Raw genomic sequence first — 20,395 nt, forward strand, 5'->3', positions numbered from 1 at the left:
ATGAATCTTTATGGTATAATGAGAGTTGGAATCAATAGAAATGTTTATACATAGTGAGGGATTAAATATGGCAGGCTACACGCCTATGATACAGCAATATTTAAAGATTAAGGCAGAGTATCAGGATGCCTTTTTATTTTTTCGTCTTGGAGACTTTTATGAAATGTTTTTTGAGGATGCAAAAAAGGCGTCTCAGGAACTCGAAATCACGCTGACGAGCAGAGACGGTGGATCGAGCGAACGAATCCCCATGTGCGGGGTTCCTTATCATTCCTGCTCTTCGTATATCGAACAGCTCATTAAAAAAGGCTATAAAGTCGCGATCTGTGAGCAGGTGGAGGACCCTAAATCGGCCAAAGGAGTCGTCAAAAGGGAAGTCGTGCAGCTGATCACACCCGGCACCGTGATGGACGGCAAAGGGATTCATGAAAATGAAAACAACTTTATCGCCTCTGTCAGTGAATTTCAGCATACATACGGGCTCGCTTTTTCCGATTTGACGACGGGCGAGAATTTAGTAACGGTTATCGAAAGGCTTGATGATGTCATTTCCGAGATTTACTCTGTCGGAGCAAAGGAAATCGTCGTCAGCCGCAACCTTGACGAGAAAGACGTCGCGCTGTTAAAAGAGCGCTGCGGCGCCACGATCTCTTTTGAGGATGAACAAGCAGATGAAGTGCCTGACATTGTGAACGGACTGGCGTCCAAAGAGCTTGTCGATACGTTTATGAGGCTTTACGTCTACTTGCAGCGGACGCAGAAAAGAAGCCTTGACCACCTTCAAAACGTTCAGGCTTACGAGCTCGAAGAAGCGATGAAAATCGATTTGTACTCGAAACGCAATCTTGAACTGACGGAAACGATCCGTTCAAAAAACAAAAAAGGCTCGCTTCTTTGGCTTTTGGATGAAACGAAAACGGCCATGGGAGGACGGCTGTTAAAGCAATGGATCGACAGGCCGCTGATCAGAAAGGGACAGATCGAAGAGCGCCAGGAAATCGTCGAAACGCTGATCGCCCATTTGTTTGAGCGGGAAGATTTGCGCGAACGGCTGAAGGAAGTATACGACCTCGAGCGGCTTGCCGGAAGGGTCGCATACGGCAACGTCAATGCCAGAGATTTGATCCAGCTGAAGGAATCGCTGAAACAAGTGCCGGCCATCAAACAGCTTGTCGGCTCCCTCGACCATCCGAAAGCAAAAGCGCGCGCCGAGAAAATCGATCCGTGCGGTGATCTTTTGAATCTTTTGGAAGATGCGCTATACGAGAATCCGCCGCTTTCATTAAAAGAGGGGAACTTGATCAAAGACGGCTATCACGCCAAGCTGGATGAATACAGGGACGCAAGCAAGAACGGAAAAGACTGGATCGCAAGGCTTGAGCAGCAGGAACGCGAGTACACGGGAATCCGCTCTTTAAAAGTCGGCTTTAACAAGGTGTTCGGCTATTATATTGAAGTGACGAAAGCGAACATCCATCTGCTTGAAGAAGGCCGCTATGAACGGAAGCAGACGCTGACCAATGCAGAACGCTACATCACGCCGGAGCTGAAAGAAAAAGAAGCGCTGATTCTCGAAGCGGAAAACAATATTTGCGAGCTGGAGTATGAGCTGTTTTCCGAGCTTCGCAGCAAGGTGAAGGAATATATTCCGCGCCTGCAGCAGCTGGCAAAAATGATGAGCGAGCTTGATGTGCTCCAATGTTTTGCGACGATCAGCGAAAACCGCCACTATGTTAAACCGGAGTTTTCCGAGGACGTCGTTCAGGTGATCGACGGACGGCATCCGGTCGTAGAAAAGGTGATGGACAGCCAGTCTTACGTTCCGAACAGCTGTGAAATGGGGAAAGGAAGACGGATGCTTTTAATCACAGGGCCGAATATGTCCGGGAAAAGCACGTATATGAGACAGATGGCGCTGATCTCCATTTTGGCGCAGATCGGCTGTTTTGTTCCTGCCAAAAAAGCGGTGCTGCCGATCTTTGATCAGATCTTTACAAGAATCGGTGCAGCGGATGATCTGATATCCGGACAGAGCACGTTTATGGTGGAAATGCTTGAAGCCAAAAATGCGATCGTTCATGCGACGAAAAACAGCTTGGTTCTATTTGACGAAATCGGCCGGGGTACGTCCACTTACGACGGAATGGCGCTTGCGCAGGCGATCATCGAGTACGTTCACGAGCACATCGGCGCGAAGACTTTATTTTCCACTCACTATCACGAGCTGACGTCCCTTGAAGAAAAGCTTGCCGATTTGAAGAACGTTCACGTTCGTGCGGAAGAATACGAAGGAAAGGTTGTTTTCCTTCACCAGATAAAAGAAGGTGCAGCAGATAAAAGCTACGGTATCCATGTCGCGCAGCTTGCCGAATTGCCCGACGGTTTGATCAGCAGGGCGAAAACGATCCTGAAAGAGCTTGAATCCGGCGCCAAAGAAGCGGTTCCATCAACGGCTCCGAATACGGTAAAAGAGGCGGCGGAAGAAGTCGCGGCAACTGTTGCAGATCAACCGGCCCAGCTGTCATTTTTTGAAACGGACAAGCCGAAAGAAAAAGAGACGAAGCTCTCCAAAAAAGAGCAGGCTGTTTTAGCCGAATTTAAAACGATGGATCTGCTCGATATGACGCCTATACAAGTCATGAATGAACTGTACAGGCTGCAAAAAAAATTAAAGTAACAAAGAGGTGACCCAACTTGGCAAAAATTGTTCAGCTGCCAGACGATTTATCGAATAAAATCGCGGCGGGTGAAGTAGTGGAAAGGCCTGCGTCGGTCGTCAAAGAGCTTGTCGAAAATGCAATCGATGCGAACAGCTCAGTGATTGAAATCGATGTTGAAGAAGCGGGTCTCGCCTCGATTAAAGTGCTTGACGACGGCGAAGGGATGGATGCAGAAGACTGCAGAACGGCTTTTTTGCGTCATGCCACAAGCAAAATCAAAGACGAAAACGATCTGTTTCGCGTCAGAACGCTCGGATTTCGCGGAGAAGCTTTGCCAAGTATCGCGTCTGTCTCACATCTAAGCATTAAAACGAGCACCGGAGAAGGAGCAGGCACCCATTTGACGCTTCAGGGGGGAAGAATCATTTCCGAGCAAAAAGCGTCAAGCCGCAGAGGAACCGAAATTACGGTTACCAATCTGTTTTTCAATACGCCGGCAAGGCTGAAATATATGAAAACGATCCATACGGAGCTTGGCAACATTACAGATGTGGTCAACAGAATCGCCCTTGCCCACCCGGAAGTTTCGATCAGGCTGCGTCATCAAGGGAAAACGCTTCTGCAGACAAACGGAAACGGCGATGTCCGCCACGTGCTTGCGGCGATTTACGGCACGGCGGTTGCCAAAAAAATGCTCCCGCTTGAAGCGAGATCTCTTGATTTTGAAGTGAAAGGCTATATCGCCCTTCCTGAAATTACGCGTGCATCGCGAAATTACATGTCATCTGTCGTCAACGGCAGATACATTAAAAATTTTCCGCTCGTGAAAGCGATCCACGAGGGCTACCATACACTTCTTCCGATCGGCCGCCATCCGATCACGTTTATTGAAATCAACATGGACCCGCTGCTTGTGGATGTCAACGTGCATCCGTCAAAGCTGGAGGTCAGGCTGAGCAAAGAGACGGAGCTTCACGAACTGATTCGCGACGCCATCAAAGACGTCTTTAAACAGCAGCAGCTCATTCCAAGCGTGCAAGTTCCGAAAAAAACCGCACCTCTGATCAATAAACCGGAACAGCAAAAGCTTGATTTCGACCAGGTACGAGAGCCGGCATCTCTTTCTGATCCTGATATTGAAAGAGAATATAAGCCGGAGCCATCGTTTTCGGCGATGAAATTAAGCTCGGTAGTCAAAGACCCGCCTCCTCCCGCTCCCGCAGAGCGCGAAGAAAGCATTATGCAAGACACCGAACCTGAATGGCCTGGAGTGGAAGAGTATGCGCCGGAAGCCGAACCGGCCGTACAAGCTGAACCGGAACAGGCAGGCGAAAACGCCCATGACGAAGAGACGCCAAAAGAAAGGGTGCCGATCATGTATCCGATCGGCCAAATGCACGGCACCTACATTCTCGCCCAAAATGAAAACGGGCTTTACATCATCGATCAGCACGCCGCACAGGAGCGGATCAAATACGAATATTTCCGTGAAAAAGTCGGAGAAGTCGAACCGGAAGTCCAGGACCTGCTTGTGCCGCTGACATTCCATTATTCAAAAAATGAAGCGCTGACGATCGACCAGCACTTGGATGACTTAGCCAAAGTCGGCGTCTTTCTCGAATCGTTCGGCGCCGGCAGCTATATCGTCCGATGCCACCCGACTTGGTTTCCAAAAGGGGAAGAAACGACGATCATTGAAGACATCATTCAACAGGTCCTTGATGACCGCACGATCGACATCAAAAAACTGCGTGAAGAAGCCGCAATCATGATGAGTTGCAAAGGCTCCATCAAAGCCAACCATCATCTGCGGGACGACGAAATCACCGCCCTGCTCGATGAGCTGCGCAGAACATCCGACCCATTCACATGCCCGCACGGCCGGCCAATCATCATTCACTACTCGACATATGAGATGGAGAAGATGTTTAAGCGGGTGATGTAATTTCTAATCGCTCACAGCCCATGCTACATCAACGGCTGAGAGCGATTTTCATTTTATTGGTCACATTTTGACCACTTTTAGACGGATTGTTTCAACACCCATTAAAAAGTTTAGTGTCCAGAACATCAGGAAGCGGCACGTATATCGTCCAGTTATTCTCAAGATAGGGAAAAAGGGCTTCATCTCAAAGAGAAGCCCTTTTTTAAGTGGAAACCCATAAGGCAGCCATTAGACAAATTTCGCAGTTGTTTTCATTTTTCGAGAAAATTATAATGAAAGGCTATGCCACTTTCTACACCATAGGTTTTTAGCATATGTTCTTTAATCTTTAAACCTCTGCAGTTTTTACATGCATCTTTTTTGATAGATGACTTTGATTGATGTTTAATGTGATCTCTGTATGATCTTTCGAATATGCACTGGCAATAGTCGCAACGTATTTTAATTTTTAAGTGACTATTTATAGGCAGGTCTTCGACTTTAACCGATAATTCTTGCATACCTTTATTGATCTCATAGCCTATGCTTTTATAATGTTCTATATTTCTGTACATTGCCTTCACTTTAATTTCTTGATCAATTATCAATTCTCCACCTCTTTATCAAGAGGGAGGTGGGAGCAACCCCCACCATGACCTTCCCAAAAATAATATATAATTAGTTCAATATGTAATCGTACTGAGAATAATCCGGCCTTTACCAGACTCATAAATAGAAAGGTTAGCTCCAGCTTTAGCACCTGTCATTAGAGCGTCACTATGCTCATCTAACTGGAAAAGGAATTTCACAATAAAATCTTATTGGATAAGCACCCCTACCTCTTTATCTATTTGTATAAAGGCACAAAGAACAAGTACAAAAAACATGTCAAAACCTACGATATCACTTGCAAGCAGAAGTTTGGAATTAGCCTTGAGGCTAAGGAAAGTAAAACGAAAAACAAAGGAGCAACATGAATTCCTTAAGCTATTTGAAAGGTTTAACCCTGTGATTGAGAGCGACTGTGTAATGAATAGGCTATGCAAGTACATTGAATCTGTTGATTTTGGTATAAGAAGCATTGTAAACAAATATTCCCCTAGCACTTCCATTTCCACACCATGATTATTCAATATATTTAGTGGTGATTTAATAATAAGGATAATGATTTTTGTGAAGTTGTTGAAAAGATAGGTGACTGGGTAATGACACAAAAAAGATTATTAAAATAGAAATAAATATAAATTAAAAGGATATTCATAATGAAAAGGATACAGCAGACATCGTATAACAGTCGTGGTGGCGACGTTAAATAGGCATTAAGCCGCCAGCGTTCCCCTTATTGGGGGAGGTTGCAACAGGTTTAACATAGTGTGGGTTAAATGGCATCTTGATAACTGTGAAGTGAAAATAAGGGTAGAGAAGATTAAAAATGATAGTTGCACACAATCAATCGCTGATTTGATTGTGTGCTTAGAGGGTAACTGGAAGCATTGAGCACAAAGAAAATGGTCTAAAATAATAAAAGAGGGGGGGAAACCCCCTCAAAAGATCAAAAATTTGCTTGGTACTCCCCTCTATACCATCCATCTATATATTCAATACCTTTCAAATACCAGTTTCTACCGTTTTCGTCCCGTTCAATATTTTTAAAATCATTGATATTGTGATGATAAATGTATTTTGTGTGTAAGGCTTTTACACCTATTTCGTCTTTGACAACGTTATTTGTTTTAACCATAGGTGATGGGGTAGCAGCAAAAGCTGGAGAAGCAGAAACGAGTAATCCAAGAGATAAAACAGAACCAGTCAATACTTTTCTTAATTTCATTTAAACCATCTCCATTTCCTTTGAATTTATTACAATTACATTATATGGTTTTTTGGGAGGGAGAAATAGCGAATGAATTACCATATATATGGATTTTGTGTGTCGCTTAAACGTTAAAGTACAGATATTAAGGAGGTTCAATGATGAATTACAATCTTAATGATGAGACTCTTAAAGAAATTTTTGATTTTTACTTTGAGTCTCATGCTCAGAAAGTGGAAGAAGTTCAGTTTCTTGAAAACCGTGTTCTTGTAAGAACTAAATCAAAAGTCAATAAGCGTATTGATATTCCTGAATTCATACATAAAAGACCGCACAGATCAAAATATACGATTATCTAAAAGGCAATTAAAAATATAAATAACGAGGACAAGGAGAATAAAATGAATCCAAGGCAAGCATTTAGAATCTTTATGAGACTTCAATTAGAAAACGGTGTTGGTGAAGAAATGGCTCTATTTGATGCGGAAATAGATAAAATTATTCTCGGTATTGAAGATGATCAATTAGACGATATCCTGAAGGAGCACATTGAGGATTTCGGCGAGAATTATGGGATTGAACTGTAATAAGAAAAGGGATGGAGATGGAAGATGAGTGGTGTTAGAACAAAACTTTCATACAAACAGTTATACACATTGAAGCACGCTTTATTGGAGTATATGCAACGTGAAGGTATAACAGATGATGACATTAAAAGCGAATAAGATCTGTTGCTGAAAATTAACTGTAAAATTGAAGAAATGAAGGAGCGTTACAATATTTAGATCTTGGTAATACACTGAAAACGTGGGCGTCAACAATGAAGTGAAGGCACTGTTAGCTGTTAAATGATGAAGCGAAATAAGGAAAGGGTGATTAGAATGGATTTAGTTGTTTTTAAAAGAGATGTTTTTTTGAGAATGAACACAGTAATCCCATTTTTAAACAGGGTAAAGAATATAAAATATTAAGCGAGGATAAAGAGTTCATATATGTCAATTCTAAGCCGAAAACAAACGAATGTTCACAAGTTCCAAAAGAAGAAGAGGGATTTATTTTTGAATACAAGTAATGCAGCCTCGCCAAAACAGCGAAAAAGACAAGGAGAAAAGAGCATTAAAATTAAGTGTCATATGCGTAAACGTTTAGGGGATAAAGACAAAATCAAAATAGAAGTATCAGGGTTTATTAATTCGCATTTACACAAATCAGCGGCCGGAGCCGGGAAGGAGAATGAGGGATATAGAAAAGGGTTATCGAGTTTTTTGATTCCCGAAACAACGCTACACTTTTTGAAGGAACTGAATGGGAGTGTATGGATTTTATTCTAAAGAATTACCCAGGAGAAGATTTTGTGCATGTTTTAATTGGGAAAGACGAGTTTTAAAAACACGTAATGCAGCGATAGATTAAGTTAAAATCGTCATTTTAAACAAATTAAAAGATGGCTTTATTGAGTGGAAGGAGGGTTATATGGGTTTAGATGTACCACATGGCGCCTTCAGCGGGGCATACTCGGCGTTTAATAATCTTAGAAGGTTTTTATTAAGATCAATTGGAGGTAGTTGGCCGCCTCATGTTGGTATTTTGGTGATGGTTATTCCACAAAAACGCATAAGGGGCTAACTGAGTTTTTCGGTCATTCAGATTGTGATGGCGAAATTAGTCCTGAAATGTGTAAAATTGTTGCGGATGAATTAGAAGCCATCTTGCCATATGTAGAAGAGTTAGCGAAAAAAGAAATGCCTCATGGTCATATATTGCGTGATGGTGGATACATTATCCGCAAAGGAGATCGTCTCGCCCAAGCCGTAATTATTGACTTTAAAGTTAAGAGGAAAAATCCAGGATGATTTTGACGGGAAGATTGAAGTTTATAAAGATGATGAATTAATAGACAATAATGCAGGAACGACTTTTGTAGATGATGAAGTCGAATTCGGCAAAACCTATGTCTATAAATTTGTTGTATTGAAGAAGTTAAGCTCGGCTGAAATCGAAAAGGTAAACGAAGAATACGAAAAAAGAAATCAAAAGTTAAGTTTTGATCAGTTCAAAGATTATTATTATCGTCCTTACGAATATATAAAGGCTATTAAAATGCCGGAGCAGAAAGAGAATATGAACAGTTTAGCTTGAGAGCCTCCAGTGGGGCCACACCCAAACCAAATGGGCATAAAATATCGCACATTCATTCCGACTAAGTATGCACCTGCTGCATCTATTTTTAGTGGATGGATTGGCGGAGATAAATTTGGTGGAGACAACAGATCCTTTAGTTTTTCTGGGGGGATCACATCGAACTCAAACTGAGGCAGTTGCGAGATTTACCAGCAGTGGATCAAGTACTTATTTCAGAAAAGACGTAAACTATACTAGGTTATACGACAAGGATGGTAATTTCAAAAAGCAACAAAAGCCAGCGGACAAAAATATTATTTTCACCCAAGGGAAAAAAGATAAAAGCATGAATTACTTTGTAATTAAACATGCTGCTACAGTTGGCTTTAACGACTTTGGCTGGACAACTCCTGCAATAGATTATACGGCCGGAGTAGTTATATATAAGAGCGGTCGCATTACGGTAAGTGGAACAAGAGACCAAGCACCTAGTCATGAAATGTATGCATATCCCATATTCTGATGCGATGATTATACTTTTTAAGGCAAGTAACAAGGGGTTTGAATATCTATTCCCACCAATGCCTTCAGCTAAAATGAACATTGATATTAAACCATAAAAAATTAAAGCGCACTGAATATATATCAGTGCGCTTCTTTTTTTTCCATAAAAGACAGAAAAGAACTCATTATTAATGTGCTTATAGCAGTAATGATAGTCATATAGATTTCATTAGATTGAAAATAAACAAAAATGCTGTTGACTAATGCAGTTAAAAAAGAAACCAATGCGGCGAAAAAAATAAAATTGAAATTTAAACGCCGAATTATATAGCTGAGTGTAAAATATTCGATTAATGCCATTGCTGGAATGTAGGAAAAGATAATTGCTGCATAGATAAAAGTATTATTCCAATCATCAAATGCTCCAATAATATAAAGGTTGAAGTACAACAAGGTTAACAAAATTACATGGGAAAGCAAAAAGCCAATAATGATTTTTTTAAAACACCCATGAAATACCCTTTCTTACTTTTTTTGTAATTATAAATTAAGCTTCAAGATTTATAAAGATTCAAAAGTCTTATTAGAAATGCCCCGAAAATAAAGATATTTAGGATTTGATTAAAACTAACCTTTTAACGGATTTATAACTAATTAAAAATGAAAGGGGAAGCAATGTGTCAGTAAAACAACTATGTGGAGGACAATGTACAGAAGAAACAATTGAATTGGTTAGAAGGCAATTACTGCGGAAACAAAGTGGCTTACTAAGTCAAAAGGCAAACATTGAGGCTAAGATTAGACGTTTTACAGATTTACTGGCAATTAGAAAATGGCAACCTCGAAAAGGTTAGATGTGAATTAGGAAAGGTTCAATGCGAGTTGGACGAACTGGATTGCTTGGAGAAGGCAGCCTTTATCTGTCATGATATGTCCGCCCTAAAGATACGATTAGATTTTTTAGAGAAAATACATTCTAATAAAAGAAAAAATAAAGTTAATCCTAATGATAATTTAAAGTTGTCGTTATCGATACTCCCAATAGAACACAAGATGCTACTATATAAATAAATACAAACCTAAACACAGATTGCAAATAAGATTATCCCCATTATGACTACAGTAGGAATTAGTGATAAAACCAAAGCTCCTATCACTATAGATAATAAAAATTTTTCATTTGTGTTTTTTTCTTCAGCTTCTTTCTTTTCTCCCCTGTACATAATAAAAGACGATAAAAAACAAAAGATAAATTGATAGCGTCATTACAAGTAGTTTCATGGTGTAGCACTCCTTACTTAATTAAAATAAAAGAGTGAAGGTTATAAGCCTCACTCTTTTGTTTTAATGTATAGTTATAAACAACCTTTGCAATTAACTGTGCATCAGCTAATGGAATTCCAGCTTTCACTAATGCCACAGTAACGGCTGTTTCTCCGAAATTTGTAAGTAGTGGTCTGCTCCTTTTATTTTTGATTTAGGAATGTTAAAAATTCCGGATCACTAATCTTAAAAACCATACTTGATTTTAAGTGTGTCATAAATTCGAATATTTATCCAAAATTGTTTACATTTACAAGTATTTTGTTGTAATGTGGGTATTGGTTGCAGCCTAAATATAGAAAAAAAGGAGAATTTAATTGAAAAAATCTTTTGGAATTCTATTTTCATCAGTGCTTTTGTTTAGTATGATGCCTTTCAGTGCTTTAGCTAGTACAGAGTCGTTTGAAGGTAAAACGATATCTAGTGATGAAATGATAAGTGTATCTGGGAAGGAAGTAGAAAATACTAGAGTCTTAGTTAGGGCTATCAATGAATTAGATGCAAAGCTGGATATGGAAAATCTGCCGGCTAATTCTCAAAAAGAAATAAACCAACTGACCCCAGAAGCTAAGAAGTTGTACGACTCTATTGCGAGTTATAAAAATCAAACATCTGCTTCTTTGACAAGTGACGATGCGCTTGTAATATTCAGTGAATATGTTGGTGAGTTAAATAAAAATAAGTTAAGTAACCCGAAGAAACAAACTTTCACTACAATGGGTTTGGGTATAAATTATAAAGAATATAAAATTAGTAACTCGAAAATAAAGCAATTGAGTAATGCAGTTGGTTATAATAGCGGATTTTGGGCCACAGCTACGGCTATAGCTAAAATTTTCGCTAAAAGTCCGACTGCCCTTACACTAATGTTAGCAGCTGTCCCAATGTTAGGCATGAGTGTTATAAATTCTTGTAATTCTAAGGGAAAAGGTATCATTATTACAAAAATGGGCTCAGGAGCAACAAATACATATAGTTGTAGATCTCAATAAAAAGAATGAAGTGTGAGCTTTATGCTCACACTTTTTTTATTTTTTGCTTTTCTTTGTTTTTCTGATACATTTCGCTACAAATTCACTGACAAAAAAAACTATTAATCCTGTTATTAACAACAAAAATGAATTTATTTTTATACTCTTATTAAATAAATCAAGAATGCTATTGATTAATAAAAATCCTGACCAATAAATGAATGAGCAGTAAAAAGCTATATTAACACTTGTTTTATCTATATTTTCATTTGATTTAAAAAACAATAAACTATCCTCCCTTTTTATCTTTTCAAGAGCATCAGGGAAACGTACATCTCTTTATTAGGTCATTTTACTATAAGTTTGTTTGGAAAGGATATTTACTTCCAAAATTGCCACCATTTTTTCTCGCGAGCGTCAGCTAGCATTTTTTGAGTTTCCTGGGATTCGCGAAGGGATTTCATCAGCATTTCGTCTCTTTTCTTCTGCCGTTTCTCAAAAAGCTCAATGCGTTCCAGCATCATTTTATTGAACTCTTCCTGTCGTTTGACAAATTGTAATAAGGCGTCCCTTTTGATATTATACGAGACATATCTTATTTCAAAAAGAACCTAAAGTCTCATTATGACGAAGACGATAAAGCAGCTTTTGACGAAGCAGCAGTTAAAGCAGCATTGACTGAGAGAGAGCTTAAACTAGAGGAAATGAAGAATGACACTAAGAAAAGCAATAAAAATGAGAAGAAAACTGGATTCGGAGGGAAAGTAGTCACAGGCTCTTCTCAATCGATCTCTAAAGATGATGTGCCATTTTAATAATTAATGGCTATCAAGAAAGCAATATAAAAATAATTAAAAGGAGAATATTGATGTCGATAGCCATTTTTAACCCTCAGATTTCTGTAGTAACAAAAGGACTTGAAGGAAAAGTTATTACGATATACGGATCTACAACTTAGGGAAAACAAAGCAAAGTACCAGAATGAAAAAGCCACTTTATCTTCCGTTTGAAAAAGGATTGAACGCAATTGCTGGAGTCCCTTTCATGCCGATTAATAGCTGGGGAGATTTCAAAAAAGTGAACAAACAGCTTACAAAAAATCCCGAAAAGGCTAAAGAAGCTTATCAAACCATAATTGTTGATGAAGTTGATGCTTTCTCAAAATATGCTACGAAATATGTATGTGACCAATATGATGTTGATCGAATTAAGGATGGAAACGATGGAAAGCTAAGCGAAGAAGGTAGACTTGAGGAAGTAAATGAGGTAACCGAAAAGCATCTCGGTCAAGGGGCGAGGGTAACAGAATGTACGAATAAACAGACAGATGTAATGTCAGTTATTTTAGACGATCTTAAAGACCTTCTTGAAAATTAAGGCGCGAGGGAGTTTATCTCCCTCATTATTTTAAAGAGGTGGGTATATAAATGATTTGAAGGGGGAATTTGGATGCATTACATAACGGCATGCTTAAAAATTATCAGTGATAAAGACCTCAATGAAATAATGAAGGAATTCAAAATACTTGAGGAAGAAACGAACAAAGAAGAAGGATGCATTAAATTCCATGCGTATCCCCTTGAACCATCAGAACGCAAAATCATGCTCTGGGAGATTTGGGAAAACGAAGAAGCTCTTAAGGTCCATTTCACAAAAAAACACACAAAAGACGTTCAAAAACAAGAATTAACGGAAGTAGAATGGTTAATGAAAAGCAATGTGAAAGATTAAAAGGCTCCTTGAGATTTATATGGAGATGGCCTTAAAAGGAGAAATACGATCAAATAAAACGGCGGGTTAATTTACAATCTCACGACAGCTCTCGGATAATCCCGAGGGCTGTTAAGAACAAAAAAGCAGACCCTTTAGGAGTCCGCTTCAGTCATTGAAACACTGATTTAATTTTTTAGCCGGTGATTGCTTTTTCGGCAACATGAAACCCGTGCTCTTCCCCAAAGTTACTCGCTTTTTCGAAATTGCCAAAAGCAAAAGTGAGTGTAAGGATGCTTAATACGCCGATGATACTTAATTTTTTCATGCTAACGCCTCCGTTACTTTCAAAATTTGATTTTTTGCTTTTAATGCTCTTTTTAAATATTCAACAGCCTTGGATAAATTTCCTTGTTTTAAATAATATTCTGCAATTTGTTCTTCAAGTTCTGAAATATCTGGCCATAAATTTTTTTGTTCGAGGTATTGTAATGATTCGTTCACTGCAGCATCATTATGATGGTCATATAAAGAGTGAATTAATCTTAATTTTGCTTGGTATTCATCTTCGCCTGTTGAATCTACATGTTCAAGGCCTTTCTCATACCAGCTTCTGGCTTCTTTTGTTCTGTCATTTCTATACAACAGGCTTGCCATCATATAAAGGGTCCGGGCTCCATTTATTGACTCAATATGTTCTGTGATCTCGATCGCTTTTTTAAAATATTCTTCAGCTAACCCGCAAATGTTTTTCTTGTCATAAATTAATCCAAGGTTATGATATAATATGCCAACCAATCTATAGTATTTTGCGCTTTTTGCTTCATTCAACGCTTTTTGGTAATGCTCTTCTGCTGCACTAAACCTGTACATGTCATATAAATTAGCGCCAAGGGTCATCTCACATTGAACAGATCTAAGTTTATAATCCGGGTATTCTTTGAAAATGCTTCTTGCTTTTTGGGCGTGGCTTATTGAAATAAGGTGTTGATCTATCTGGTAGTAAGCTTCAGCAATCTTATAATGAAATTCTGCATGCTCAATCTGGTCGGGTATATTGCGGAGTTTGGCTTCGGCAAGCTGATAGAAGTTGATGGCTTCAACGTAATCTTTTTTATAGAATTCATAAACTCCTGAAAAAAACAAAGAATAATAGACAATCATATTATCTGTATTTTCCGCTCCGATCGTTTTTATACTTTGATAAAGCTTATTGGACTCCTCAATTTCTTCAGTCATCAACTTATATCTAAAGTCTAACAAATTAAAGTAAAGCAGCAGGTTTTGATCTTCACTCAGGTGCTTGATGAGACTTTGCTATGGCTTCTGTGATTTGATGGCGTTTAATCATCCCGTACCATTGATTAAGCATCTTTGCAACTTTTTCAGATGCGAGTTTAACTTCCAATGACCTTTACATCCTTTCTTTTGTCTATTTAAAATTTTCTAAAAAATGAGTATGTAGCCTTTTCTTTTTCTTCATATGGTTTATTTTACAGAATAGGTCACTTTTTGACAATCTTTTTCCTTTTTTATAAGTTTTTCGGAAGGGGAATTTTGATTTAGGCTTATCAGCGTGAATAAAATGATTCATTTTCACAGAGAGACAGAATTTATTCATCAATTCTTTTCCGCATAGGGGAAAACTTTCTATTGACTAAGACTATAAAGCGGCCAAGGAACATCAAAGCGCCTGAAATCAGTTTGTCAACCTGAAAAAGCGAGGACAACATCAAAACATATTGGCATCGTGAAGGGATGTCTTGATTTTAATTGGAAAAGGACATGTTTAGTGCTTTGATTGATGAAGATCATGACTTCCAGGAAGAACATTACGACGCAAAATGTTTAGATGAGGAAAATTGGTTTATAAGCGATAAGGACAGAACTAAAAAAAGATATTATTGCTTATCTACAGCTATAGCCCGGCTCGATTTCGCATCGATCGGATGGGGTGCTTTCGGATCTTTTGCAGATGCCTCACGTAAGGGGGAGGAGAATGATGTCTAATAAAGTTAAAATATCTTATGGAAAACATCACTCGCAATACGGTGTATTACGGGTGCCTGAAAGGAAAGAGCCTTGCCCAGTAGTTGTTTTGATTCATGGGGGTTTTTGGCAGTCGAAATATGACTTAGAAGAAAATAATCTTATTGCTGAGGATTTAACTAGTAGGGGATATGCCACTTGGAACATTGAGTACCGCAGAGTAGGGGAAGAAGGAGGAGGTTGGAAAGGGACATTTAACGATATAATTGATGCTATAAATCATCTGTCACAGGTAAAGGAATCTTATCATTTAGACCTGTCAAATGTAATTGTTATGGGTCATTCGGCAGGAGCTCATTTAGCACTTTGGCTAGCCTCTCGAACTGAAACAAAATCAGATCAAATGTTTAATAAGCTGTTAGTGTCTATCAAGAAAGTAATAAGTTTGGCTGGAGTAACAGACTTAAAAAAAATGTGGGAATTTCACGAAGAAAAAGGAATGAAAAGTCATGTATCCGCACTAATGGGGGGGTCACCACAAGAGGTAGCTGAACGCTATAAAGTTGTTTCTCCAATTGAGTTGTTGCCGATAAAAACCGATCATGTTTTAATTCATGGAGTGAAGGATCGTCATGTTCCAATAAAGTTAAGCAAGGACTACTATTTCAAGGCAACCGAACAAGGCAGTAATGTTAGATTAATTGTGCTTCCATATGTGGAACATTTTAAAATTATTGATCCTACCTCAACAGCATGGAATTCAGTAATTGATATAATATGTTCATCGCGGGCGCTGGGATAATTGCGGCTACTGATGCTTCAAGCTAGGTTAATGAGAATTCTACTGATGTGAAATGAAAAGAGTAGCTGCAGACTGAAAACTCAGGTTTATTTCAAATTAGGCTACTCTCCTCCATTCGGTCTTTAAGACTAGTCTAAAAGATTCGTTTTCATGGATTTGCAGGATTTATCCACCAATTATTTTCTACAAAGTGGTAAAATAGTTCGTGGTATGTCACTTTAGTATTAGAGGAGAATGCTATGAAAACTCTTGATGTTCAGGCGTTGCACAAAGCCATTGATCAAACGCTGGAACAATTAAAACATCAGTCAGACGAATTCGCAAAAGTCAAAAAAGCCGTAGAAGGGATCACATCACTTGATGATGCCTTAAAAGGAAAAGGCGGCGACGCGATCCGCGCCTTTTACGAGGAGTGCCACACTCCTTTTTTGCGGTTCTATGATACTTTCATAGAGGAATACAGTTCCACGCTAAAGAAATTGAAAAGCGCGCTAAATTCTCTTGAGCCAAACCACAACGGATTTATTTCGCAAACCTTTCTCGAACACGAGCTGGAACAAGGGGTGAATGCGGCCGACCGCACAACGAAGCATTTAGTATCTAAAACAAATGCCACGATCGCAAAAGTCAGCCACATTGTCGATTTGCCTGATTTGAATGACAGCGGTTTTCATGAACAGAACAGGAAAGCATTAAAGGAAATCAATCAGACAATTGAAAAGCTGCACACTTTTGACCGCGAACAGACAAGTGCTCTTAAAACCGCTGAAAACGACCTGGAAACGATGCAGAGATACATAACCAGGCTTGAAAAAATGTACACAGGGCCTAAAATTGAAATTACCGGCTATCAAAAAGGCTCGATTTTAAAACCAGATGAGATAGATGCTTTGCGTGGTGGACAAGACACAGCGATGGGCGTCATGTTGGATAAGCTGGATAAGAGATCGAAGCTTGAAAAAGAAGTTAGCAAAGTTAGTGAACATGATGTTAAACTTTATAAGCTGAGAAAAAAGCTCGAAAATACATCCGATTCAGCGGAATATCTTAAGATTGCTAAAGAAATTGGTTATAATAATCTCACATCAGAGCAAATGGAGCATGTTAAATCTATTGAGTTCTGGGATGACCCCCTTCAAGCGACAATTGATAATATTAAAGAGACCGGCAAAGGCTTTATAGATGGTGTAGTGGATGCAGGGGAAAAATTAGATGAGGCAGGGGAGAAATATTTAGGCCCTGTATATAAATCAGTTAAAGGCAGCGCTGTCGCTGGATATGATCTTGCGAAAGATTTTGTTGATGGCGGAATTCAGCTGGGGTGGAATATTGGATGGACAATCGACCATTTACATAAAGACCCACAAGTCGTTTTAGACACGGTTCTTGGATACGATTATAAGGGCGCTTTTATGAGTATGGTTGACACGTTGGCGGAAAAATGGGATGAGAAAGTAGTACATGGGGATGCGTATTCAAGAGCGCATTATTTTACTTATATGATCGGCAGCCTGTGGGGTTTGAAAAGCGGAAAATCTTCTGTTTCGACAGGCTCGAAAGATCTTGCAAAAGCGGGGAAAGCCGCGGTCAACAAGGCGAAGAAAGCCGGTAAGACTATAAAACAGTCAATTAAGCCACCTAATAATCGTTACACTCCTGCATTACAAGGGATTCTTCAGGATGCACCGAATTCTATTAACGTGAAGAATACACCTCTGATCCGTGAGCTGGTTGAGGATAAGAAGAAGAGTGTGCTTTTCAACAGTAATAAAGGAACTTCGGGTCAGACTGTAAAAAAAGTACGGAAAACCATTGTACCTACTCTTAAAAGTGGGGAATTCAATAAATGGTTTAATACATTATCTACTAAACAATTAGATGAACTCTGGAGTGACAAAAAAATTAGAAGAGCCATAGAAAGGCAGCTCCGAGCTCCGGGAGGAATGCATGAGTGGCATCTGGTTTCACGAGCCCCAACTTTTAAACACTGGGGAGTAACGGCTGAACAAATTAGAGAGCTACGAACGGCAATAAATGAAGTGGAATTTGTTAACCCGACTGGAAAGCACGGTGGACTAGGCTCTACTGCTGCTCACAACGAGCTATTAAAGATTATAGATTCATCCAAAGATTATAATATGTTTGTACGAAGGTTAAACAATTGGGCTAATTACAGACTAAAAGGTGGAGTTGAAGCTTTACCTGAGGGGCTAAGAATAAAAAAATAGGAGGGTTTAAAATGGAACGAGAAAATTATGTCTCATTATGGATTGGTAGTATTCAAACTGATGATAAATTAAATGAATACGTTGAATTACCGTATGATGAAGAAGAAGGTGACTTCCTCCCTTCTGCGTTTTTAAAAGACTTTTACATAGATATTGATGATTTAGATGAAGACTTTATCGAAAAGGTAGTTCATGATCAGAATAAAGAACAGTTGCACGAATTAATAGGTGGCTGTTCATATGATGAAATCATTTTACCTCGTTTTGAAGCTATTCAGGGTAAAAAACTTCCGAACAATATAAACTCTGCTATTTTACTATATAACTTTGATTATGAAGGGAAAAGAAATGAAATTGTTAACGATGGGTATACTTTTAAATTTATAGGATCCGTTTCATATGTTTAAAGATAAAACGGAACTACAGAACTGACAATTACTTGTTTTAGCACTTAATCTCTGATTGAGTGCTTTTTTTATGTTCAAATCCGAGAAAAATCCGACAAAAAGGGGGATAAAATGGGGGACTTTTTCTATTCCACTTTGTCATACGATAGAGACAAGAAAAACGAACGTATACCTGAGTCCAAGAAGGAGAGCCTGCGGACACTGATCTTTTGCACACGGATGTTGTGCAGCTGATTGGTGGCCGCTTTTTTATTGGCCAGAATGGGAGACGCACCCTTCCCTTATCAAGTGTGAACTCGGATGTATCGAATGATGATGAAGGTCGTCAGCTTCACAGGAGGAGCGGCTGGAGTCTATGCAGGATTGCGCGCGATAGTCACGGGGAACGCAAGCGGTGAGATCCCGTTTGCAAAGGAAATCATTTCAATATGGCTCCCTTTAATCTTTGCGTCCTCCTGGAGATTAGCTGGAGCCATTTTTAATTCAAAAAAGCGAATAGCGCAAGGTGGTGTTTATTCGGTAAGGAGAATGAGTATGAAATTAAGAGATCTTTTGTCTGTAGATGATAAAAAGAAATTTTATGCTTCAGCCGCGAAAAATGAGAAGGTTTCCAGAAAAGAATGGGAAGAAATTATGGGAACCAAACGTGATACTTATAAAAGAGTGGGAGGGCGAGTTCGAAGAAAATAAAAGTTTTGTTTACCTATTGTTATGTTAGCTGTATATTTAAGGGAGCATAAATAAGATATGGTGATAAAAATGGATAATGTGAAAATAGTTTTTTCTTGCATAACAATAGGACTTAGCCTTGTAGCCTTATTTTTTTCCCTTTACAATTGGAGAGTTGCAAAAATTCAACATAAAAATGCTTTTATCCATATTTATTATTTTTTTGAAAGTTTAGAAGAGGATGTTAAAACGATAAAGTTTGCTTTTAGGGCCGTACATTTAGGGGAAACGCACCTCTATTTAGAGTCTTATAATAAAAGTTTTGAGGAAAGAAAAAAAATAATCGTTAGTAAGTTAAATAGAATAAAGGAAGATTTGGTTAAAGACATTAAGATTGCGTTTGAAGATCGAGAATCCATTTTTCAGTGTATTATTAAGATGGAGAATAGTCTTTATGATTTAGAACACTACATGCCCGAGGATGAGGATGATATACACGTTTGGGAAGCAAGTATAAATAGTATTGAAAGGAATGTAAATTTAATTAGTGATATCTTGAAAAAATATAAAGAGAAACTTTGATAATATCTAAGTTAATGATAAACAAACTAAGAGATGTCTATAAAAGACGTCTCTTTTTTAATAAAGGGTGAGCTTATTGATAATAAAATCTATTCCAATAGAAAAAATCAATCCTGCGGCATATAATCCCCGCATCGATCTGCAGCCGGGGGATCCAGAATATGAAACACTAAAACAATCAATGAAACGTTTTGGAGCCGTTGAACCATTAGTCTGGAATGAACGGACTGGCAACCTTGTAGGCGGCCACCAACGCTTTAAAATCCTCATGGAAGAAAAACCAAAGACTCTCCTTGTTTCAGTTGTCAAACTGGATGAAGCTGAGGAAAAAGCGCTCAACCTGGCTTTAAATAAGATCAGCGGCGATTGGGATGATTACAAACTTGAACAGGTTTTAGAAGAACTGCAGCACAATAATTTTGATCTATCCCTTACAGGCTTTTCAGAAAGTGAAATAGATGAAATCTTGGGAGAGCTGGCTGAGCATGAAGGCAACGGAGGAAAAATCAATGACAGACAGGAATTAGACCTGGATGATTATGAAGATGATCATTTCCAACATACCTGCCCCCAATGCGGATTTTGAATAGGTGATTACATGGAAAAGAAAGAATACCGTTGGAAGTTGGCCGATTTAAAAAACATCAAGAAAAATGGCCTTAAAGTATTCAGTACATTCTCTTGCGGCGGGG

The 20,395-nt window shown here is 38.8% G+C and carries 23 protein-coding genes and 3 pseudogenes; 18 read left to right on the forward strand and 8 right to left on the reverse strand.

Annotated features, from left to right (window positions below):
- Window positions 1–67 precede the first annotated feature (67 nt).
- Both mutS and mutL read left to right on the forward strand, forming a co-directional pair.
- Entirely contained in the window at window positions 68–2,677 is a 2,610-nt protein-coding gene (gene mutS / locus MHB72_RS10080; RefSeq protein WP_216920594.1) for a DNA mismatch repair protein MutS, read from the forward strand.
- Window positions 2,678–2,694: 17 nt separating this feature from the next.
- On the forward strand, window positions 2,695–4,605 hold the full coding sequence (gene mutL / locus MHB72_RS10085; protein ID WP_216920596.1) for a DNA mismatch repair endonuclease MutL: 1,911 nt from the start codon (window positions 2,695–2,697) through the stop codon (window positions 4,603–4,605).
- Window positions 4,606–4,856: 251 nt separating this feature from the next.
- On the opposite strand, the gene MHB72_RS10090 is transcribed toward mutL, so the two are convergent.
- From MHB72_RS10090 to MHB72_RS10100, 3 genes and pseudogenes are all read right to left on the reverse strand, one after another.
- Entirely contained in the window at window positions 4,857–5,192 is a 336-nt protein-coding gene (locus MHB72_RS10090; RefSeq protein WP_144497647.1) for a hypothetical protein, read from the reverse strand.
- Window positions 5,193–5,262: 70 nt separating this feature from the next.
- Window positions 5,263–5,372: pseudogene (locus MHB72_RS10095) on the reverse strand (hypothetical protein); the annotation flags it as partial.
- Between the two features lie 764 nt (window positions 5,373–6,136).
- Window positions 6,137–6,415: a hypothetical protein gene (locus tag MHB72_RS10100; RefSeq protein WP_105980947.1), complete on the reverse strand. Its 279-nt coding sequence runs from the start codon at window positions 6,413–6,415 to the stop codon at window positions 6,137–6,139.
- Between the two features lie 143 nt (window positions 6,416–6,558).
- On the opposite strand from MHB72_RS10100, the gene MHB72_RS10105 reads away from it, so the two are divergent.
- The 7 genes from MHB72_RS10105 (at window position 6,559) to MHB72_RS10135 (ending at window position 11,337) form a co-directional block, all read left to right on the forward strand.
- Entirely contained in the window at window positions 6,559–6,756 is a 198-nt protein-coding gene (locus tag MHB72_RS10105; protein WP_105980948.1) for a hypothetical protein, read from the forward strand.
- Window positions 6,757–6,798: 42 nt separating this feature from the next.
- Complete coding sequence (locus tag MHB72_RS10110; protein ID WP_105980949.1) at window positions 6,799–6,984, forward strand: hypothetical protein; 186 nt, start codon at window positions 6,799–6,801, stop codon at window positions 6,982–6,984.
- 471 nt (window positions 6,985–7,455) lie between these two features.
- Entirely contained in the window at window positions 7,456–7,728 is a 273-nt protein-coding gene (locus MHB72_RS10115; RefSeq protein ID WP_216920598.1) for a hypothetical protein, read from the forward strand.
- A gap of 234 nt (window positions 7,729–7,962) precedes the next feature.
- On the forward strand, window positions 7,963–8,250 hold the full coding sequence (locus MHB72_RS10120) for a hypothetical protein (RefSeq protein WP_249175946.1): 288 nt from the start codon (window positions 7,963–7,965) through the stop codon (window positions 8,248–8,250).
- Window positions 8,216–8,536: a hypothetical protein gene (locus MHB72_RS10125; RefSeq protein WP_216920600.1), complete on the forward strand. Its 321-nt coding sequence runs from the start codon at window positions 8,216–8,218 to the stop codon at window positions 8,534–8,536. Before MHB72_RS10120 ends, MHB72_RS10125 begins: the two co-directional genes overlap by 35 nt.
- A gap of 118 nt (window positions 8,537–8,654) precedes the next feature.
- The gene (locus MHB72_RS10130) at window positions 8,655–9,041 is read left to right on the forward strand and encodes a DUF3238 domain-containing protein (RefSeq protein WP_216920602.1); all 387 of its coding nucleotides are present in this window, start codon (window positions 8,655–8,657) and stop codon (window positions 9,039–9,041) included.
- Between the two features lie 1,621 nt (window positions 9,042–10,662).
- On the forward strand, window positions 10,663–11,337 hold the full coding sequence (locus MHB72_RS10135; protein WP_105980950.1) for a hypothetical protein: 675 nt from the start codon (window positions 10,663–10,665) through the stop codon (window positions 11,335–11,337).
- A gap of 359 nt (window positions 11,338–11,696) precedes the next feature.
- Here the strand turns inward: MHB72_RS10135 and MHB72_RS10140 are convergent, their stop codons facing one another.
- Window positions 11,697–11,840 carry a DUF3967 domain-containing protein gene (locus tag MHB72_RS10140; protein WP_229078756.1) on the reverse strand — a complete coding sequence of 48 codons (144 nt, stop codon included), beginning with the start codon at window positions 11,838–11,840 and terminating at the stop codon, window positions 11,697–11,699.
- A gap of 344 nt (window positions 11,841–12,184) precedes the next feature.
- Between MHB72_RS10140 and MHB72_RS10145 the strand changes: the two are divergent.
- Window positions 12,185–12,693 (forward strand): annotated as a pseudogene (locus tag MHB72_RS10145) (AAA family ATPase).
- Window positions 12,694–12,765: 72 nt separating this feature from the next.
- On the forward strand, window positions 12,766–13,047 hold the full coding sequence (locus MHB72_RS10150; RefSeq protein ID WP_020451467.1) for a putative quinol monooxygenase: 282 nt from the start codon (window positions 12,766–12,768) through the stop codon (window positions 13,045–13,047).
- Between the two features lie 175 nt (window positions 13,048–13,222).
- Here MHB72_RS10150 and MHB72_RS10155 read toward each other — a convergent pair whose 3' ends face one another.
- The 4 genes and pseudogenes from MHB72_RS10155 to MHB72_RS22895 form a co-directional block, all read right to left on the reverse strand.
- Window positions 13,223–13,354: a hypothetical protein gene (locus MHB72_RS10155; protein ID WP_302052725.1), complete on the reverse strand. Its 132-nt coding sequence runs from the start codon at window positions 13,352–13,354 to the stop codon at window positions 13,223–13,225.
- Window positions 13,351–14,265 carry a tetratricopeptide repeat protein gene (locus MHB72_RS10160; protein ID WP_216920603.1) on the reverse strand — a complete coding sequence of 305 codons (915 nt, stop codon included), beginning with the start codon at window positions 14,263–14,265 and terminating at the stop codon, window positions 13,351–13,353. Before MHB72_RS10160 ends, MHB72_RS10155 begins: the two co-directional genes overlap by 4 nt.
- A 3-nt stretch (window positions 14,266–14,268) precedes the next feature.
- Window positions 14,269–14,334: pseudogene (locus tag MHB72_RS22890) on the reverse strand (response regulator aspartate phosphatase); the annotation flags it as partial.
- On the reverse strand, window positions 14,318–14,434 hold the full coding sequence (locus tag MHB72_RS22895; protein ID WP_179289492.1) for a response regulator aspartate phosphatase: 117 nt from the start codon (window positions 14,432–14,434) through the stop codon (window positions 14,318–14,320). The gene MHB72_RS22895 and the pseudogene MHB72_RS22890, both read right to left, overlap by 17 nt.
- A gap of 365 nt (window positions 14,435–14,799) precedes the next feature.
- Between MHB72_RS22895 and MHB72_RS10165 the strand changes: the two genes are divergently transcribed.
- The 7 genes from MHB72_RS10165 (at window position 14,800) to MHB72_RS10195 (ending at window position 20,289) form a co-directional block, all read left to right on the forward strand.
- Window positions 14,800–15,036 carry a hypothetical protein gene (locus tag MHB72_RS10165; protein WP_043927495.1) on the forward strand — a complete coding sequence of 79 codons (237 nt, stop codon included), beginning with the start codon at window positions 14,800–14,802 and terminating at the stop codon, window positions 15,034–15,036.
- Window positions 15,029–15,817, forward strand: coding sequence for an alpha/beta hydrolase family protein (locus MHB72_RS10170; protein ID WP_105980493.1), 789 nt, complete (start codon window positions 15,029–15,031; stop codon window positions 15,815–15,817). The genes MHB72_RS10165 and MHB72_RS10170 overlap by 8 nt, the downstream gene beginning before the upstream one ends.
- A 239-nt stretch (window positions 15,818–16,056) precedes the next feature.
- Complete coding sequence (locus tag MHB72_RS10175) at window positions 16,057–18,045, forward strand: ribonuclease YeeF family protein (protein ID WP_254122131.1); 1,989 nt, start codon at window positions 16,057–16,059, stop codon at window positions 18,043–18,045.
- Between the two features lie 11 nt (window positions 18,046–18,056).
- Window positions 18,057–18,452, forward strand: a complete 396-nt coding sequence (locus MHB72_RS10180) for an immunity 22 family protein (protein WP_145624310.1) — start codon at window positions 18,057–18,059, stop codon at window positions 18,450–18,452.
- Between the two features lie 309 nt (window positions 18,453–18,761).
- The gene (locus MHB72_RS10185) at window positions 18,762–19,142 is read left to right on the forward strand and encodes a hypothetical protein (protein ID WP_186438593.1); all 381 of its coding nucleotides are present in this window, start codon (window positions 18,762–18,764) and stop codon (window positions 19,140–19,142) included.
- 57 nt (window positions 19,143–19,199) lie between these two features.
- The gene (locus MHB72_RS10190; RefSeq protein ID WP_145624312.1) at window positions 19,200–19,703 is read left to right on the forward strand and encodes a hypothetical protein; all 504 of its coding nucleotides are present in this window, start codon (window positions 19,200–19,202) and stop codon (window positions 19,701–19,703) included.
- Between the two features lie 76 nt (window positions 19,704–19,779).
- Window positions 19,780–20,289, forward strand: a complete 510-nt coding sequence (locus tag MHB72_RS10195) for a ParB N-terminal domain-containing protein (protein ID WP_195258080.1) — start codon at window positions 19,780–19,782, stop codon at window positions 20,287–20,289.
- Window positions 20,290–20,395: the final 106 nt, after the last annotated feature.

The organism is Bacillus sp. FSL K6-1284, from assembly GCF_038002625.1.
GTDB lineage: Bacteria > Bacillota > Bacilli > Bacillales > Bacillaceae > Bacillus > Bacillus paralicheniformis.